Origin of the sequence: Streptomyces sp. NPDC006512, from assembly GCF_040611935.1 — a bacterium.
Taxonomy (GTDB): domain Bacteria; phylum Actinomycetota; class Actinomycetes; order Streptomycetales; family Streptomycetaceae; genus Streptomyces.
The window spans coordinates 106,649-123,450 of the sequence record NZ_JBEXPG010000024.1 but is presented as its reverse complement, the minus strand read 5'-3'; the positions used below and the strand labels follow the sequence as shown (position 1 = coordinate 123,450).

The 16,802-nt window shown below is 68.5% G+C and carries 21 protein-coding genes and 1 pseudogene; 4 read left to right on the top strand and 18 right to left on the bottom strand.

All coding sequences use genetic code 11. The features are described 5' to 3' along the window. Nucleotides 1-307: 307 nt before the first annotated feature. The 12 genes from ABZZ17_RS18765 to ABZZ17_RS18710 all read right to left on the bottom strand — a co-directional run bounded on the left by ABZZ17_RS18765 (nucleotide 308) and on the right by ABZZ17_RS18710 (nucleotide 10,054). Complete coding sequence (locus ABZZ17_RS18765; RefSeq protein ID WP_356877334.1) at nucleotides 308-1,138, bottom strand: GNAT family N-acetyltransferase; 831 nt, start codon at nucleotides 1,136-1,138, stop codon at nucleotides 308-310. Nucleotides 1,139-1,263: 125 nt separating this feature from the next. Then, on the bottom strand, nucleotides 1,264-2,418 hold the full coding sequence (locus ABZZ17_RS18760; RefSeq protein ID WP_356877344.1) for an asparagine synthase-related protein: 1,155 nt from the start codon (nucleotides 2,416-2,418) through the stop codon (nucleotides 1,264-1,266). Between the two features lie 179 nt (nucleotides 2,419-2,597). After that, nucleotides 2,598-2,735 (bottom strand): hypothetical protein, encoded by a 138-nt coding sequence (locus tag ABZZ17_RS18755; protein ID WP_356877332.1) that lies wholly within the window; start codon nucleotides 2,733-2,735, stop codon nucleotides 2,598-2,600. Between the two features lie 537 nt (nucleotides 2,736-3,272). Further along, nucleotides 3,273-3,923, bottom strand: coding sequence for a hypothetical protein (locus tag ABZZ17_RS18750; protein ID WP_356877330.1), 651 nt, complete (start codon nucleotides 3,921-3,923; stop codon nucleotides 3,273-3,275). 1,324 nt (nucleotides 3,924-5,247) lie between these two features. Beyond that, nucleotides 5,248-5,460, bottom strand: coding sequence for a DUF397 domain-containing protein (locus ABZZ17_RS18745; protein ID WP_356877328.1), 213 nt, complete (start codon nucleotides 5,458-5,460; stop codon nucleotides 5,248-5,250). After that, nucleotides 5,438-5,866, bottom strand: coding sequence for a DUF5753 domain-containing protein (locus tag ABZZ17_RS18740; RefSeq protein ID WP_356877342.1), 429 nt, complete (start codon nucleotides 5,864-5,866; stop codon nucleotides 5,438-5,440). The genes ABZZ17_RS18745 and ABZZ17_RS18740 overlap by 23 nt, the downstream gene beginning before the upstream one ends. A gap of 89 nt (nucleotides 5,867-5,955) precedes the next feature. Next, nucleotides 5,956-6,891 carry a hydroxymethylbilane synthase gene (gene hemC, locus ABZZ17_RS18735; protein ID WP_356877326.1) on the bottom strand — a complete coding sequence of 312 codons (936 nt, stop codon included), beginning with the start codon at nucleotides 6,889-6,891 and terminating at the stop codon, nucleotides 5,956-5,958. 18 nt (nucleotides 6,892-6,909) lie between these two features. Beyond that, entirely contained in the window at nucleotides 6,910-7,485 is a 576-nt protein-coding gene (locus ABZZ17_RS18730) for a class I SAM-dependent methyltransferase (RefSeq protein WP_356877324.1), read from the bottom strand. Then, nucleotides 7,478-8,494 carry a hypothetical protein gene (locus tag ABZZ17_RS18725; protein ID WP_356877322.1) on the bottom strand — a complete coding sequence of 339 codons (1,017 nt, stop codon included), beginning with the start codon at nucleotides 8,492-8,494 and terminating at the stop codon, nucleotides 7,478-7,480. Before ABZZ17_RS18725 ends, ABZZ17_RS18730 begins: the two co-directional genes overlap by 8 nt. Nucleotides 8,495-8,674: 180 nt before the next feature. Further along, entirely contained in the window at nucleotides 8,675-9,145 is a 471-nt protein-coding gene (locus tag ABZZ17_RS18720; protein ID WP_356877320.1) for a hypothetical protein, read from the bottom strand. A gap of 7 nt (nucleotides 9,146-9,152) precedes the next feature. Further along, complete coding sequence (locus ABZZ17_RS18715) at nucleotides 9,153-9,611, bottom strand: hypothetical protein (protein ID WP_356877318.1); 459 nt, start codon at nucleotides 9,609-9,611, stop codon at nucleotides 9,153-9,155. Then, nucleotides 9,608-10,054: an ATP-binding protein gene (locus ABZZ17_RS18710; RefSeq protein WP_356877316.1), complete on the bottom strand. Its 447-nt coding sequence runs from the start codon at nucleotides 10,052-10,054 to the stop codon at nucleotides 9,608-9,610. Before ABZZ17_RS18710 ends, ABZZ17_RS18715 begins: the two co-directional genes overlap by 4 nt. Before the next feature lie 165 nt (nucleotides 10,055-10,219). Here ABZZ17_RS18710 and ABZZ17_RS18705 point away from each other — a divergent pair, with 165 nt between their 5' ends. Together ABZZ17_RS18705 and ABZZ17_RS18700 are read left to right on the top strand one after the other, a co-directional pair. Beyond that, nucleotides 10,220-11,158, top strand: a complete 939-nt coding sequence (locus tag ABZZ17_RS18705; protein ID WP_356877314.1) for a helix-turn-helix transcriptional regulator — start codon at nucleotides 10,220-10,222, stop codon at nucleotides 11,156-11,158. After that, nucleotides 11,155-11,370, top strand: a complete 216-nt coding sequence (locus ABZZ17_RS18700; RefSeq protein ID WP_356877312.1) for a DUF397 domain-containing protein — start codon at nucleotides 11,155-11,157, stop codon at nucleotides 11,368-11,370. The genes ABZZ17_RS18705 and ABZZ17_RS18700 overlap by 4 nt, the downstream gene beginning before the upstream one ends. Nucleotides 11,371-11,488: 118 nt before the next feature. Here the strand turns inward: ABZZ17_RS18700 and ABZZ17_RS18695 are convergent, their stop codons facing one another. The 6 genes and pseudogenes from ABZZ17_RS18695 to ABZZ17_RS18670 all read right to left on the bottom strand — a co-directional run. Further along, nucleotides 11,489-11,653: a hypothetical protein gene (locus tag ABZZ17_RS18695; protein WP_356877310.1), complete on the bottom strand. Its 165-nt coding sequence runs from the start codon at nucleotides 11,651-11,653 to the stop codon at nucleotides 11,489-11,491. Nucleotides 11,654-11,989: 336 nt separating this feature from the next. Further along, a complete protein-coding gene (locus ABZZ17_RS18690; RefSeq protein WP_356877308.1) occupies nucleotides 11,990-12,136 on the bottom strand; it encodes a hypothetical protein in 147 nt (48 codons plus the stop codon). A gap of 161 nt (nucleotides 12,137-12,297) precedes the next feature. Next, nucleotides 12,298-13,560 carry a hypothetical protein gene (locus tag ABZZ17_RS18685; protein WP_356877346.1) on the bottom strand — a complete coding sequence of 421 codons (1,263 nt, stop codon included), beginning with the start codon at nucleotides 13,558-13,560 and terminating at the stop codon, nucleotides 12,298-12,300. A 232-nt stretch (nucleotides 13,561-13,792) separates the two neighbouring features. Next, entirely contained in the window at nucleotides 13,793-14,068 is a 276-nt protein-coding gene (locus tag ABZZ17_RS18680; RefSeq protein WP_356877306.1) for a hypothetical protein, read from the bottom strand. A 233-nt stretch (nucleotides 14,069-14,301) separates the two neighbouring features. Continuing rightward, entirely contained in the window at nucleotides 14,302-14,472 is a 171-nt protein-coding gene (locus ABZZ17_RS18675) for a hypothetical protein (protein ID WP_356877304.1), read from the bottom strand. Between the two features lie 212 nt (nucleotides 14,473-14,684). Beyond that, nucleotides 14,685-14,972: pseudogene (locus ABZZ17_RS18670) on the bottom strand (HNH endonuclease); the annotation flags it as partial. Nucleotides 14,973-15,163: 191 nt separating this feature from the next. Between ABZZ17_RS18670 and ABZZ17_RS18665 the strand changes: the two are divergent. Together ABZZ17_RS18665 and ABZZ17_RS18660 are read left to right on the top strand one after the other, a co-directional pair. Beyond that, nucleotides 15,164-15,856 carry a hypothetical protein gene (locus tag ABZZ17_RS18665; protein WP_356877302.1) on the top strand — a complete coding sequence of 231 codons (693 nt, stop codon included), beginning with the start codon at nucleotides 15,164-15,166 and terminating at the stop codon, nucleotides 15,854-15,856. A 370-nt stretch (nucleotides 15,857-16,226) separates the two neighbouring features. After that, nucleotides 16,227-16,781 carry an ion channel gene (locus ABZZ17_RS18660; RefSeq protein WP_356877300.1) on the top strand — a complete coding sequence of 185 codons (555 nt, stop codon included), beginning with the start codon at nucleotides 16,227-16,229 and terminating at the stop codon, nucleotides 16,779-16,781. The last annotated feature ends 21 nt before the right edge of the window (nucleotides 16,782-16,802 follow it).

The window sequence follows — 16,802 nt, the reverse complement described above, 5'->3', positions numbered from 1 at the left end:
GCTCGCGTTGGCTGGGAGCGTTTCGTCTCCTCCTTCGAGGAGAGGTCCGATGGCTGAGCGGTACGAATACGTGCCCCACCGGCTCCTGCGGCGTCTGACCCCGTTTCACGGGGTCCGGGCCTTCGGCCCGTTGGGTGGGTTCGCTGCGCTCTCCCCACCCTGGGCCTTCCGGCTTCGCCTTCACGCCTGCCCGCTTCGCGGGCAGCTGGCAGCAGCAGACCCGGTGGCAGGGCTGAGGATCGCTCCTTTGGAGCAGCGCTTCATTCTTGCGCCCTGGATGAATACTGGACTAGGAGGTTCCTTGTCCTTACAGCGGCCCGGGATTCCGCTTGTAGGAGTAGAGACGATCGATCTCTACGAAACCCGATGATTCGTAGAGGGAGTTTGCTGCGGTGCGGTCCCGTGGGTCTCCTGGTGGTGCGTCGTCATCCACGTAGAGAATCACTTGCCGGGCTCCAAGGTCGGTGAGTCGTGCCAGTGCGGAGCCGAGCATCCGTCTGCCCAGACCCTGCCCTCTGTGTGACTCAGAGACTTCAATCCACCATAGGACTCCGATGCCTTGCACCGGCTCTCCCACCTCAGCTTCTGCTGTAACCGTGCGCCAGAACCGGCGGGCTTCCAGCTTGCGCGCTGACTTCTCCCCGCTTGATACGGTCTCTCGCACGCGGGTCAGCTCGGGCAGGCTGGTCGCCGGGAGATCGGCGCGCATGTAGCGCCATAGTCTTTCGGCGGTGAACCCTGCTTGCCGGAGTAGTGCGTCTGTGACGGGGCGGTGCCCAATGGGCAGGGCTTCCAGTCCGAGGGAGAGTGCTGTAGCAATCTGGAACGCCTCTACGGAGTTGGGAGTGAACGTATCGATCACGTGGTCGATCAGTGCTTTGGTTACGGCTTCATTCTCGCCGCTATGGAGCCACAGAAGCAGCCCTGTACGGTCCTTGGGCCGCCACGCGTAGGAAACCACGCCCACCAGGATTCCGGGGGCTTTGACGGCCACCCATGTTGATGGCGGCGCCAGGTCGGCCCACCATCCGGCGTCGACCGTCGACCGGCCTTCGAGGGCGTTTGAGAGCATCTCGGCAGAGGTGACCGGCTGGCCCGGGATCCGCTCCGAGTTGATCACGTTCAGTACGGCGGCCATGTCGGCGGGAGTGTATGGGCGCAAAGTAATGACGCCGGTTGGGGGGCTCACAGCTATGACCATGGCCAGTCCCTTCCTTCGTGTCCAGTCGTGGGGGCGGCGCCGCGCACCGCCCCCACGCGGAATCAGCTCAGCTGTGCACCGATCCGTTCAGCTCCGATGAGCCACTGTTCCACTGCTGACACGGCCAAGAGGAGCGCCGTGTCTGTCTCCTGGGCTAGACGGGCCCGGTCGATGAGCCCGCACTCGGCTGCCAGGAGCGGGGCACCCGCGTCGAGTTGGGCTGCCTCCCCTGCCAGGGCTGCCGTGAAATAGGACTTCTGACGAGGCAGGGCTGGCTGTACATGAGCTGGCATCAAAGAGAGCACCAGCGACTTGCAGCGCCAGTATGCCGTCGGGAGATCCGGCCGGTAGCGGGCTGCGAGGGGGATCGCGAACGCAGCAGTGAGGAATTCCTCTGTCAGGAACGGTGATGCTTCCCTGACCTGCCCCGCTGACCCGATCACCTCATGCGGCCAGAACGCGTCGAACGCGTCTGCCTGCGCCCAAGAGTGTTCTCGTCGGGCATGATCGCGAATCCTCCCTTCTACCCATGCCCGGCCCCAGTCCGACGCGTACTGCCGGTAGGGCGCTGCCAGTACGTCGCTTGCCGTGGGGTTCGTCCACTCGGGCCAGTTCGTAGCCCAGTAGGCCCGTCCGCTGATGCTGGCGGGAGCTACCCGGGCAAGCAGCGCAGCAGCTTCTCCGGCCGCCCCTGGTCCGGCGTGGCCAACGTCTCTCAGATAACGAAGAGCTGCCCGCATCCCATAGCGGCGTGCAATCTCCGCTGTCGCGTAGCGCGGAACTGCCAGGAGTTCGTCGGAACCCACCCCTGAGAGAAGTACTCCAACCCCAAGGTCAGCGGCCAGCGCTGCCAGACCAGCGTTGATCTCGGGTGCCGCGTCAAGCCTCGGCCCCGTGGGAGACCACTGCGGCTCAGCTCGGTGCCGCTCCGGATCGACGGCAATGAAGCGGACCCGTTCCGTGAGCCGCAGGTCCGCAAGCAGCTTCCGCACCATCGGAACACATGACTGTCCCTTGTCGTCTCTGTGGTCTCCGGTGAAAGCAATCACTGGACGACCACCTGCCGTCTCACATACGTGGAGCAGCACGGCAAGGGAGTCGAGGCCTCCTGAGAGTGCAACCCCGATCACCTCGGCATCCGCTGTCAGCGCCCGAACGGAATCTGCGAACGCTGCGCGCAGTCCTCCGGGGTGGGCTGCTGGCGCAAAGGGGCGCACAGGAAGCCTTTCGACTCCGCGCCACAGGCTGAGGGGGTAGAACTCCCCCGTCAGCGCGGGTGGGGCCAGAAGCAGCCCCACCGCTTTGAGATCGACCCCCGGGACGGGGCCGGACAGTTCCAGCGGGTTTGCCGCTGTCCGCCCGTCCCCGCCCCGGAAGCCCCTTACGAGGGGTGAGATCACCGCTGGCGCAGGTCCGTCATGCTGCGGACGATGGTGCGGGCGACCGCCAGGAAGCCCCGGCGGGGCTCGGTGAACAGGGTGCCCTTCGCGCCCTTCGCGTACTGGCCGTCACCGGGGTGCGACTTCGTTGCCATGTGGACCACTCCTTCATTTTTTGGGTTTGCGTCTTGGCTTTGTGGCCGACTGTCACTGCCGACCAACAAGACAAATATATCGCACTAGCGGCACAACGTCGAGCGGATTCCCCCCTGGAAAAAAAGTATTTAGCCAGGTCAGGGCAGGTTTGCGCCTCCGGGGGCTGGGCACCGTGGGCTGGGTGCCGCTGCAGCCCAAAGGCGCGAAGCGCCGGAGGGCGGGGAGGCGGGCAGCGCGAAGCGAGGCCCTGGCAAGCGAAGCGCGCCAGGGCCGGCTGCCCGCCTCCCCGCCTGGGTGACGGCAGCGCGAAGCGAGGCTCCAGCAAGCGGAGCGCGCTGGTGCCGACTGCCGTCGCCCAGGCTGCGCGCGTGAGAGCGCGCAGCGCTCGGTCCGGCCCGCAGCGCAGCGGAGGGCCGGCACGCGCCGGTGGGGGCGGCGGCGCGAAGTCGCCGCCGCCCCCACCGCGGCACCCGGCCCACGGCGCCCAGCCCCCGGAGGAAACGTCTCTGACCTGCTCTGCGCAGAACCGCAGCCCGCTAACCCGCCGCAGGGCCCCCTGCCTGCCGCTCCGCCTCGGCAACCGCGGCCCGCCTCACCGCGGGCGGGTATGCAAGCCTTTCCGCCGCCTCATCCGCACGCAGACCTGGATCGCCCTTCATCGCATCTGCGATCCGAGCGCCCCTCAGCCGCGCCAGCACCTTCTGCGCTGTGGAATAGGAGACTCCCAAGCCATCCATCACCTGCGTCGTCGTCACCGCGGGATCATCCTGAAGGAGGGCATCGACCCTCGCGGAAAGCTCAGCACGTGGAACAGCGTCGCCACTGCCTGCCGGCCGCCCCGTGGCCGCCTGCTTGCCAGGCCGCCCTTGCCTGAACGCCACCACGGCCCGGCGAGGCCAATGCTCCACACCCGCGACGACGACACTCTGCGCAACGAGCTCCGGCGTTGCCCGCTGATAGCTGTCCCAGCTTCTCGGTGTCACCCCAAGTTCGGCCGCTGCCTCATTGCGATCAAGGAGGTCCTCGTCATCACCGGCTACTGGAAGCCCGGGCACCGGCCGGCCCGCCTGAAAGGCCTCCGTCTGCTCCGCATCCCACAACAGAACACGTGCGCCAGGCGAACTGATCGGCGCGGGATGCCCCGGGATCGCATACAGCTTCCGGTTGCGGAAGGTCCCGAAACTCATCCCGCGGTCGCGAGCCAGGTCCTCACGCGTTCGCACCAGCTCTCGCCGTCCAGCCCGAATCATCGCGGCCCCACCTCCGTAATAAAAAGCTATAGCAGTTACGTCACTCGACGGTACACTCAAGGTGTAGCCACTCCTGGGGCAACCCGGGTTGTGTGTCTTCGGCTGGCCGGCGCCCTTGTCACCCGCTTCGGCGGAAGTGGGCGCCGGCCGCATTCATTTCCCCTCCGCTCAGTACGCACCGCCTCTCCCCTGCCCTGACCTGCCCTGCCCTGCCCTGCCAGCTTCATGAACTACCGCCCCACGCCAGTACGCCCGATGCAGCTCTCGCCCTCACCCGCACCACCAGCCAACCCTCCGGAACCGCCTTGCCGCGACCCACGACGCCAACGCAGCACATCGAACCGGCTCCCCCTCCGAACCCTCATCACCGCCCAGCCCCAACCAAAGCCACTGCCACACCCGTCTCACCCCTGCCTGCCCCTCCTTCACCCCCTCCTCTCCACCTCCAACACCAGCTCTAAATAGAAAGTCCGGGAAGTCACCACCCGCAGAACGGCACCTGACCAGCCAAAACGCAGAACCTCACCGAAACCACCTTCCCCCCATGGTTCCCCCCTTAGGTTCCCCCTCTATTTCCCCCTCTAGGTTCCCCTGATGGTTCCCCCCATGGTTCCCCTGGCTTACCCCCGCCCCGAGCCGTGTGGTGACGCGCCGCGCTTCACAGGATCGCGACAAAGGCCGGCTCACCGTTCGACGGGAAAGAGGGCCGCCCGCACAGCGGTGACGACCCTCCCCAAGTGCCCATCCCAGCGCAGCGCCCCCGGTTCCACGTGCGGAACCGGGGGCGCTGTCGCGTCCGCGCGGGTCAGGCCCGCAGTGATTGGCCCACCGGGCGGGCAACATCTGCGACGCCGCCCGCACCGCCGCCCGCGATGAAGAGCAGCGGCCGGGGGAAGAGCACGAGCGACACAGCCGGGGGGGGACCAGGCGGCGGAACATGCCCACCCGCCGCCCGGCCGCGGCCACGGCGGCCGTCGCGATGAGTGCAGGCAGGCCCGCCAGCCGCGGTGGCCATACCGCCTTCGCCCCGAGCGCGACACCGTGCAGCGCCACCCGCAACGGAGCGGGATCGATGAGTCCCAGCCCGGCCAGACAGCCGTCCGCCAGAGCGAACAGGGCGGCCAGGTTCGCCCGCACCCCGGTGGAAGTCCCCGGCGAACACGCCCGTCGCCGCGCGCCGCCGGTGCGCCTCGGGCAGCAACGGGCCCACCGGCGTCGACGAGGAGCGGCTTGTAGCGGCGGACGCCTTCTGCGGTCGTCGCTAGGGAGTGTTCGCTCGCAGGGCTTGGGTCAGCGCGGTGAACGCGGGTCCCCGCACAGCCAGCACGGGGCTGTCGGTGAGCTTGGAGTCGCGGACGCACACCCATTCACGGACGCCGATAGCGACCGCTACGCACTCGTTGTTCGCGCCGCTGTATGAGGAGATCCTGAACGACGCCGCTGCCAGCTCGTCAGGTGTGGGCCTGTCCGTCATATCTCTTGTGCTCCTCGCGTGCGGCTTTCAGCAGGTGCAGCGATTCGGTGATATCAGCTGCCCGAGTGCGAAGGTAGTCCATGGCCACGGAGTACCGATGCACCTCCTTCGCAGTATCCATGTAGTGGCCACCGCCCAGCATTTCCACGTACACCGCCCCAAGAGCGCCCGCGGTGCGCAGCAGTACGAAGTGGCCGAGGCCCGCGGCGTGCGCGCCGGCCTCCCATGGCAGCACCTGAATGTCGATCGTCGGCTGTCGGGCCGCCGTGATCAGAGCATCGATCTGTTCGGCCATCACGGCGTGACTGCCTACGACGCGTCGAAGTACCGCCTGGTCGAGGATGACCCAGAGGTGGAGCGGGGAGGCCTTGCGCAGGCCTGGGGGGCGGGGCCTGCTGGATGTGATCGCCTGCGAGGGGCCGGGGGCCGGTTGCGACGGTCCGGGGCCTCTCCCGCCCCGGGTGAGGTCTGCTGATCAGTCGCAGACGGCTCGCGTCAGTGCGGAATGCCGTCGATCAGGTCGCGGGCTCCCTGACGGAGGAGAGCAACGGCCACGGAGGTACCGAGGGTGGCGGGGTCCAGCGGGCCGGCCCACTCGTGAGCCCGTAGAACGCGTTTGCCGTCGGGCGTGAACACCTTGGCGTACATGCTGAGCCCTCCGTCCGCCTCTGTGGAGGCGTACCCGGCGATGGGGCTGTTGCAGTGCCCTTGGAGGACGTGCAGGAACATGCGCTCGGCGGTGGCCTCTCGGTGCGTGGCCGGGTGGCCGAGTGCGCTAACGATCTCGATGAGCCCCGTATCACCCTCGCGGCATTGGAGGGCCAGAATGCCGGCGCCGATGGGCGGACACATGGTCTCGACGGAAAGAATTTCGGTGATCGCGTCCGTGCGGCCGATCCGCTCCAGCCCCGAGACGGCCAGTAGTAGGGCGTCCGCCTCGCCCGCGGCGAGCTTGTCGAGTCGCCGGTTCGCGTTGCCCCTGATCGGGACACATTCGAGGTGTGGGTGAGAGGCGGCGAGCTGGGCGATTCGTCGCACGGATGACGTGCCGATGCGGCTGCCGGCAGGGAGGTCGGCCAGGGGGACTTCGTCGGGGTGGACAAGGGCGTCCCGGATGTCATCGCGCCTGAGGAAGGCCGCAAAGGTGGTCCCGGCCGGTAGCGGCCGGTCGGCGGGAACGTCCTTCACACAGTGGACGGCCAGGTCGGCAGTTCCGTCCAGTAGGGCGGCGTCCACCTCCTTGGTGAACGCACCCTTTCCCTCGACTGCGGCAAGGTCGCCCATCCACCGGTCCCCGGTGGTCTTGACGGGTACGACTTCGGTGGTGACGTGCGGGTAGAGCGCGGCCAACTCGCCGCGGACGCGCTCTACCTGGGCGAGTGCCATCGGAGAGTCGCGGGAGACGATACGGATGTGGTCAGGGGCGGACATGCCGCCCACGATAGACCCTCAGATCCGGACTCCGATGACCAACCCGGACGCCCATCTCAGCGCCGTGGAAGTGAAGTTGGGAATGCCGGGCAATTGTTCGAGAAACTTGTCGACACGCGGCTGATGATCGGCAGGCCAGGTGGCTTGGGGCATCAGGTCATCCACGAGGTAGATTCCGCCGGGCCTCATCAGGGTCAGCAGGTCACCCATGCGGCGGAACTTGCCCGGTCGGCAGTCGACGTAGACGAGATCCAGGAGCGGACCGTCATAGCCGTCGAGCCATCTGTCTGCATTCATGTTGTGGAACGTCACGCGCGGATCTTCGCCAAGGTGCCGGACGGCCACCGCCTGGCTGTGGGGGTCCATTTCGACCGTGGTCAGTCGGGCGGTTGAGTCCATGCCGTGCAGAAGCCAGGCGGCACCTGCCCCGACTCCGGTCCCGAGTTCAACGATCTGTCCGCCGGGCTGGCTTGCCGCGAGCGTGCCCAGAAGGGATCCGGTACGGTCCTCGCACGACATGGCGAAGCCCTGAGCCGCGGCGTCGGCCAGGATGCCGTCCAGTGCTGCCGGCCGGTACCAGGGGGTGTCATCCACGGTGGCCCCCCAGGTAGGCGGCGACGTGTTCGGCCGCGAAGGTCAGAACTGTGTCGGCGCCTGCCCTCTTGAGCATGGCTAGGTACTCGACCATTCCCTCAGTGCCAAGGGTCTGGAGAGCGTCCCACTCGCCGGAGGTCGAGTAGGCGACGATCGGGACGTCCGTGATGTCGCGCAGGCGTACAAGTACGTCCGCGGCTGTCATGACGGGTTGGAGTGTCAGGGAGTCGGCCCCCTCGCTCATCCATGAGCGGGCCTGCACGAGGGTGTCCCGTTGGGCCCGGCCGGATTCCAGTTGGAGCCCCCGGCGATCACCTCTTGCGGGCTCGGTGTTCATGAGCCGCTTGAAGGGGCCGTAGAGCCGGGTACGAATCGCCAGGTTGGGGTTCACCCCGACTTCGCGATGTCCCTTGACGTTCAGAACGGTACGGACGGTACGGACTGATCCGGCGAGCATCGCGGTGGGCGATACAGCGTCGGCGCCAGCCTCAGCGTGCTGGGTGGCCATGCCTCGCATGAGTGCGTAGGTGCCCTCCACATCGATGGCTCCGGTGTCGCTCCGCAGTACACATTCGCCGGTGCTGGTCCAGGAGCATCCGCAGACCTCTGTGGTCACGGCCACGGCGTCGCCAGTGGCAGCCTTTACGGCCCGGATGGCGCGAATCATCAGATTGTCGGGGGTCAGGGCTCCTGTGCCGTAGGGGTCGCGGTCGTGCCCGTGCGCGAAGACCTTCACGCCGCGGATGCCCATGTCGGCCCACCGTGTGACGGTGGCCTGGACTTCGGCCAGGGGCACGGCGCCGGGCAGGGCGCCGGCGCTGCGGTGCCCCTCGGGTAGGACCAGTAGGGGGGCACTCAGGTCCGCCGCGGTCAGCGGCGGGCCTGCGTACAAGCGGCGTACGGACTCCCTGGCCCTGGACGGATCGATGCCGTCCGGGCGGGCGGGACTTAAGGCCTGTTGGCCTGGGATGGCGCGTACACGTGGATTTACTGGTGACAGATCGGTCACTGGATCTCCTTGTCATGGCTGACTGACCGGGAGGGCCGTGCGGCCCGGTGGGTGGCCGCCGCATTCGACGGCCACCCACCCGGCTGCGCGGAGTTGGGGCTGTGCGCCCCGGCGTAGACGCTCGCCCCCAGTGGGCCAGGCCCAAGGGCCTGTTGTGGGCGGCCCGTCCGTCGTCCTGGGTCAGAACCTGCGACGGAGGTAGGTCGTGCCCCACATCACGTCACCGCGGTCAAGGCTGGCCCGTAGGTGTGCGTCGGTCTCCGCTGTGGTGGCGGTGAGCGGAAGAGGGGTGATGATCAGGCAAACCCGGCACATGGCCCCGCGCTGTACGAGGGCGAGCCACTCGCTGTGCGGTGGGGGGATCGTCATGACGTACTTGTCGTGGCCGTAGTCGAGTGCGGCATGCGTGCGCCGGATCATGAGCCGTGCGCCGATCAGCTGCGGGGGCTGGTGTCCCGGGCCAAGGTGGAGGGCAGTAGCGAGACGCCGCATCCCAGCTTCTACAGTCTCCGTGGTTTCGTTGGCTCGGCGCGGTCCGGGGTGTGTGATCAGTAGGCGGGCGAGATCGATTCCGTCGGCGCGGTGAATGCCGGTCATGGCGGTCACCGTCGCGACGAACCCGGGGCCGGGCGGGATGTCGGGCGCGGTCACGGTGTCCTCACGGGTTGGCCTGGGGGCAGTATCCGGCGTAGTAGCGGCGGGTCCTGAGAGCCCGTTGGTAGTGCTCACGGGCGGGAGCGCCCGGAAGTAGGGAATCGAGCGTGACGACCACGATGCATCCCCCCGTCGCGCGGGCGGTGATGCCCCACTCTGAGCCGGGTTCCGGTAGGAGCAGGTCGTACGCAGGGTGTCCGTAGTCGAGAGTCCATCCGGGGCGCTTGTAGATGAGTGCCGGCCGTGCGGGCATGCGGAGCGAGCCGTGTGCGAGTCCAAGACCGGCGGCGAGGTGGCCTAGGGCGGCCTCGACCGCGGCGGGGGATTCGTTGGGCCGCGCTTCCGGGTGTCCGATGACCGTCAGAGACAGCGGGCACCGGTAGTCGGTGATGTCGATCGTGAACGAGACGACCAGCTCGTCAAGGAAGCGGGGGCCTGGAAGCGGGGACAGAAACGCGCTCACTCCTGCCCCCATCGCAGTTCAACCCACACGGCCTTTCCCATGGGCCGGTCCTCGACACCCCAGCCGGCGGCAAGGGCTTCGATGATGAACAGGCCGCGTCCGCGCTGGCGTTCGTCGCTTTCGGCCTTGGGGTGCGGGCGGCGGCGCGAGGGGTCGTGGACCTCGATGCGGATACGGCCGGGGTCGGCGTCGAGAACGAGACGTAGGAAGTCGCCCGGCTCGGTGCCATACCGCAGCGCGTTGGTCACCAGTTCCGACACGATCAGTACGGCATCGTCCCTCAACCCCGCCGGAATGCCCGGAACGTGGTAGTTGACGAACTCACGTGCGTATTTTCGCGCGGCGTGCGTGGACTCGGGGTGCTTCGCGAGCACAAGTACCGGCGGCGGTTCTGCGGGTGGGCGGCAGTACGGCACGACTAAGCGCCTGGGCAGCAAGGTCACCACGCGAATCCTTTCGGACATGGGTACCGACTGACACAAGAGTTCACCGTGTCAGTGCAGACCCCATCGCATTTCGTACCGTCAGCTTCCTCCTTGCGGCCTGGTGCTGCAACCGTTCTCACAGAGTCATGAGAATTCGCATATGCCGGGGCGAACGATGATGGTGTGATAGATCGACAGGTGACAGGCCTGATGGGACACGGCAAACTGTCGGCACCGCAGGCCGACAGGGAGGGGGCGAGGTTGAGCGCGCCAACAGTGCGCCGGCGCAGGCTGGGAACGAAGCTGCGCGAACTTCGGGACGACCTTGGCTTGACGCTGGAAGACGTGGCAGAGCTGTCAAAGGGCAAGGTGACGGTTGCGAAGCTTTCGCGGCTTGAGCTGGCCAAGTCAGCCGCCAAGCCCGCAGACGTCGAGATGCTGCTTGGGCTGTACGGGGCGGCCGATGACGAGATGACGTCGGCGCTGGTGGACTTGACGCGCGAGGGTGCGCAACGTGGGTGGTGGCACTCCTACCGGGGGATCCTCACGCCCACGTACGAAGACTTGATCAGCTTGGAGGCGGAGGCCTCCACGATCAAGACGTGGAACCTCGGTGCGGTCCCGGGCCTCCTGCACACGAGCGAGTATGCGGGGGCGATCATCCGCGCCACAGCAATGTCGGAAGCGGTTGAGGCGAAGGTGGACGCTTTGGTGGCTGTCCGCCTTGCCCGACAGTCCGTGCTGACGCGCTCGACGAATCCGCTCACCCTCTGGGCGATCATCGCCGAGGGTGCACTACGTACCAAGGATGTTGACGGCGAGGTCATGTACGAGCAGTTGGGAAAGCTTCTGTCCATGAGCAAGCGGGACAACGTGAACATTGCGATCGTGCAGTCGGACGCTCCGCTGCACGTCGGACAGCTTGGAAGTTTCAGCCTGCTGTCCTTCGCCGGGCGTGCAGACCTCGACGTCGTTCACACTGAGACCTTGACGGCTGCCCTGTACGTCGAGGATCGCGACCAGGTCGCCGTATACCGGGACGCCATGGAGCGATTGACCTCCGCGGCGGAGTCATCGCAGGCGTCCGCGGAACTGATCACAGAGATAAGGAAAGCCCTATGAACCACGTTGCCGACGCCTCTACCTTGCCTGTCACCTGGTGGAAGTCGTCAAGGAGCGACACCGGGGCGCAATGCGTCGAACTGGGCATCGTTGACGCCAGCGGGCGCGTGGTCGCCGTGCGGGACAGCAAGGAACCAGCGGGGCCGGCTCTTCTTCTTTCGTACGAGGCCCTCGGCTCCCTGGTCGGCGGTCTCAAGTGCGAGGACCTGTAGCGCAGGTTCGGCTAAGCCGCCTTGCCCTAACACGAAGCCCCCGGCTGGTACCCGGACGGGGGCTTCGTGTGGCGGTTGAACGTCTATCTGGGTACCCGGCAAATTTGCCGGGTTCCCCTTAATCGTGGGCCTCGTTGACTACTTCCGCCTCAATAACGTCACCGGCCGGCACCGTGACCTTCGCGAGGATGCGGCCAATCCGCCTGAGCCGGTTCTGCATGTGCTCGGCATCGACAGTCAAGCGGTGCTCGGTGGCACTACGGTCCATCAGGACTTCGTCCACGCGCTCTAGAGCCAGTTCCGCGGCCTTAACGGCCTCCACCAGGGGATCTGCTACTCCCCTCGCCGTCCGGACTGCCTGCGGGGCGTCGGGGCCCATCGAGGGCGCGGGGATCGCCGGTCTGTGGGCGTAGATCTCGCGCCATCGGAATGAACCCCTACGCATACCCGTCGCACTCCCCACGACCGCGCCCATCGAACCCCGGTCGGGGGTCACCCCCCGCCGGGAAGGATGCCGACGCCGACATCACCGAACGCGACTGCGACCCGTGCAGGCGGCCCGCCCCCCACCAAGGCGCCGGGCGGTGATGCCGTTTCACCGCCCGGTACCGGGCACCATTCACACCGGGGGCGCGGTCTCCGCCCGGCGCAGCCGGCGGACTAGTGCCCATGCCAGATCGTCGGCATCCAGGTCCTCGGGGTCGACTTCCGTCAGGAAGGCGTCGATCCCATCGCGCAGTACATCGGCGATCTCGTCATCGGTCATGCGGGCAGTGTGCCCGAGTCCACTGCGGCCCCGCTTCCCCGTGCGGCCCTTTCCGCCAGGTCGGCGCAGCGCAGACCGCCCCCGGGGTGCCACTCCATCACCGGGGCGACAGAGTCCCCGTGTTCCGGGCACCAGCCCACCGGGATGACCCCGCCGCATTCCTAGCGGGCGCAGACGCAGGCCTCGCCCGGATCCGCGTACGCCACCACGTGGCGCACCACTCCTCCCGCAGGGCTTGGTGAGGCGGCGCCGCGCAGGCGGGCCGGCCACGCCAGGGTGACCCATAGGCCTCCGCGTCCCGCGCGGGTCCGGTCGAGGACGCGCACCTCGCCCGGTACCGCGACCGCCTCGAAGCCCAGGACGGTGAGCCGGCGCAGTGTCGCGCCGAACTCCTGCGCGCCGAGGGTGGTGAGGGCGTCGGCGTCCTCGTCGGTGGACCAGCCCGACAACCGATCCTCCTCGGCGACGTCGTCGGTCAGGGTCAGGATCGGGTCGTCGAGCCGGAACGTGCGTGTGCCGCCGCCGGAGCGGTTCATCAGGAGGGACGCCTTGGGGGTTCGGGTGGGTACCTCGATCTTGCCGTGGGCCAGCAGCCAGGCGATCACGGCGGTCCGGTCGAACTCGGGGTGGACGTCGCTCCCGCCGACCGGGGCGGGGAAGTCGTCGTGGCGGCGGCGCCACTGCACCACCGCGGCCCGCCCCACCCGGGCGATCCGCGCCACCCCCGCCAACAGCACCCGGTACCCGCTCGGGTCGACCGGGTCGAGGCCGGCGAGCGGGGAACGGCGCCCGGCCGCGACCGTACGCACCGCCCGCCAGTCCACCCCCGGCCACACCACCGGCAGAAGGGCTACCTCCTCCGCGCTGTAAAGGGCGACCGTGGTGAGGCCGCCCTGCTTCTTGAAGTCGATGGTGACCGACCCCACCGGCGCGACGTACCCGCGCTGCACCAACACGTCGAAGTCGACCCGTCGGACGCCGAGGCGGACAGCCGCCTGATCCGGGCCCAACGGCACATGCCGGTCCAGAAGGGCCGGCAGGTCCCGGCGGCGTCCGAGGGCCGCGACTTGATCCGGGTGGACGTCGGGGAACTCGTCGTCGCCGCCGAGGGGGACCAGGAGGCCGGCGCGGACCAGGTGACCGACGGCCGCCGCCGTCACCCGGGGCCGACACCACGGCAACGGTGTGCCCAGGGCTTCGGTCAGACGGTCCGCCGCCCACCCCGCGCCTACAGGCCCCCGCAACGCGGCCCGCACCGCCTCGCCGTCGACCGCCTCCACCACCGCCCGCGACCACGACCACCCGCCCGCGTCCGCCGGTGGAACCAGGCCGGTACCCACCGCCCACCGCCAGGCCGCGACCGACACCTTCAACCGGCCCGCCGCCTCGTACGCGTCGAACACCTCACGCTGCCGCCTCACCATGAAACGCACCCCAAACGCACACTGGGCCCGACCCTCGGGCACGGGACGAACAGTGACGAACAGCCGCAAAAGCTGTCAAGTCCCCGCCAGTTGATGCGAGTTGGGGGCGCGCCGCACAAATCGCGTACGCGTACGCGAGGCCCGGATTCACCCCGCCGGGCGAACGGCGGTCCGGACCTCCCGGGGCACCCGGGCCACCGGGAAGGCGGCCCGGGCGCCCGCACGGGACCGATCAGGCGCGCCGGCGCCCACCTCGACCCCGGCGCCGACGCAGCCCCGCGGCGGCCGGTGCGGCCATCACCAGGACCCGCACCACCTCCACCCACTCCGGCGCCCACGCGCCCACCACCGCCTCGACGGCCGCGCCGGCCCCCTCACGGGCCAGCTGGCCGGCGATCACGCGGACGGTGTGCCGGGGGCGCGCCGGCTCCGACTCCTCGCGGCGCCGGGCCGGCTCGCTTCCGGACTCCGCGCCCATCGAATCCCCACCCTGATCTGGCATGGCCATGACAGCTCACTCTCTACGGCAAAGCTCGGTCCACACCTCCGATCTGAGGCGTGAACCGCACTGTCGAACGCCAAGGGGTAAGCCACGCAAGTCCGAGAGAACACCAGGCCAAAGCCATGATCGGCGAACCTCGCGCACGCCCTACAGCTTCAACCCCCAAGCCCCGCAACCCCTGCTGACGAGTTCACGAAGCCCCGGCCGGCTCGATCGCGGCGCAGGAGGGAGCGCGTCGGCTACGGCGCCAGCGCCACGTACAGCGCCCACGGCGCAGTCTGGAACGCCGCGACGGCAGCACGGGCGGTCGCGACCATCAGACCGCCGGCACGGGCGGCCGAGGCAGTCGAGGTGAAGGCGATCCACAGCCCCAGGACGACCACGGCGAAACCAACGAGCCGCATCGTCACGACCAAACTGTCCCGGACAGGCCCGACGTCCTGATGTCATGCCCTGCCTCACCCCTTTGGCGCTCTCATGGCCCGGAGGACAGCACCACCCCCGCAGTCGTCGGAAGGTTTGCAGGCATCGGACGAGTACGACCGTGGCCGAGCGTCCGGGCAGCATACGAAAGGCCGTCACCCTGCACGCGGTGACGGCCCTCGGCCCTGCTGCCTCCAACCTACGGGGCCGGGGTGAACTCCACGGCCGTGCCACCGCAGCCCGCCGCGATGTCCAGCAGCCGGTCCTGCTCCAGCTCGTCCACCGCCAGCCCCCACCGCAGCTTCGTCGCGGTCCACTCCGACGCGTACCGGCACAGCGCGTCCGGTGCCGGCGGCAGCCACTCCGCCGGGTCCTGGTCCGCCTTCTGCCTGTTCGAGCGGGCCGTCACCGCCACCAGAGAGGCCGGCTGGCCCTGGTCATTCGCGTACGCCTCGCGCCTTTGCGCGGTCCACGAACTGGCGCCAGCTGGCGGGGAGCGTCATTCGAACCGTGCGGTATTCCTCTGCTGTCGTGCTCCTTGGGCGGGGTCGGCCGCCGCACTGAGTTGCACCGCAGTGCAACTCAAGGGGCCCGCGCTCTCCCAGCGAGGCTGATGGTCGGCGGGGCGTATCAGTGGGTCTGCGCTGCCGGTGGGGCTGGGCGCGGTAGGAGTGGGGGATGACCGCTTCTGGTTCAGCCCGTGAGGTGCCGGCGTCGAGTGGGTGGGAGCCCCGCCTGTACTGGCGCTGGATCGCGTACAACTCGATCGCGTTCGTCATCGTCCTGAGCGTGGGTGTCGCGCTGGCACTGCTGGGCAGTGACGTCCTGCACCTGCGCCTCGCCAGCCGCCACACACTGGTAGCTCTGGTGATCGCAACACTGGGAGCCGTACTGTTCGGGGGTGTCCTCGGCACGCTGCAGTGGCTGATCGTGCGGGAGCGGGTGGCCATCCCCCGCAAGGCGTGGGTGACCGCCAACATCGGACCGGCGCTGCTGGCCTGGTTGCTGGTGATCATGCCCGCGGTGATCGGCGCCCAGAAATCGGACCAGGACGTGTCGATCGCCTATCTCCTGGCCGCCAGCCAGAGCCTGGCGCTGGGTCCCCTGCTCGGCCTGTCGCAGTCGGTGGTCCTGCGCAAGGTCACCAGACGCTGGGCGTGGTGGATCGGCGCCAACCTGGCCTCATGGCTCATCGTCGACGCCGCCCTGCTCCTGTTGTCACGGCTGTCCGGCGACCTCGACATCCTGCGGGGCGACGGATCGGTGGCGGAGGTCTACCTCTCCCTCATCGCCACCACGCCGCTGACCGGCCGGGCCCTGCTGTGGGTACTCGCTCCCGCCGCCCTGACCCCGTTGCCCGAGGACCCGTAGCCGGATCACGGGGGCGGGGTCTGTGGCAGCCCCCGCCGCCGGTGATCAGCTGGTCAGGTAGTTGTCGATGTCGTGGGAACAGCAGTCTGCCCGGGCCGGATGGGCCGGACATCCCCCGGCAGCTCCAGGACCAGGCCATGGGGTGTGAGGTGGTCGGCGGCGGTGAGTTCGGCGGCGTCGCTTCATCTCGTACACGGTGAGGATGACCCAGCAGTGCGGGGAGTCGGCCCACGTGCCGTCCACACCGGCGCCGCCATGCCGGGGACCCCGTGGTGCGCCTGCTGCGCGGGAACCGGTTCACCCGAGAGGCTGGCAGCGGAGCAGGTCCAGCGGAGCGGTCAGGCCATCCGGTGCGATCGGGAAGGAACCCTTGAACAGGACGGGTAGTGGCCGCAGACAGGCGCTGTTCGCCTCGCTGCGTGCGCTGGTGACAGCCGGCGCACTCGTCGCCGGCTACTACCTGTTGCCGCTGGGTTCGGCCTTCACTGCCGGTCCCGTCCTTGCGCTGGTCGGCGGCATCGCGGTGCTGGCCCTGCTTCTGGCCTGGCAGATCCGCAGAATTACGCTGTCCCCGTGGCCCGGGCTGCGCGCCATGGAGGCACTGGCGGTGACCGTCCCTCTCGTCGTGCTGCTGTTCGCAACGACCTATTGGCTGATGGAGCGCAGTGTCTCGGGCAGCCTCAGCGAAGAGCTCTCGCGGACCGATGCGCTGTATTTCTCGATGACCGTGTTCAGCACGGTCGGGTTCGGAGACATCACCGCGCGCAGCCAAACCGCCCGGCTGCTCACCACGGGGCAGATGGCGGTCAACTTCCTGCTTGTCGGCGTGGCGGCCCGGCTCCTGCTCAACGCGGTCCAGGAAGGCAGGCGGCATCGGGACCGGTCGGCGGCCGGTGGGGACGATGTCCCACCGGCCGTCAGGTGACCCCGCCTTGAACCCATTTGG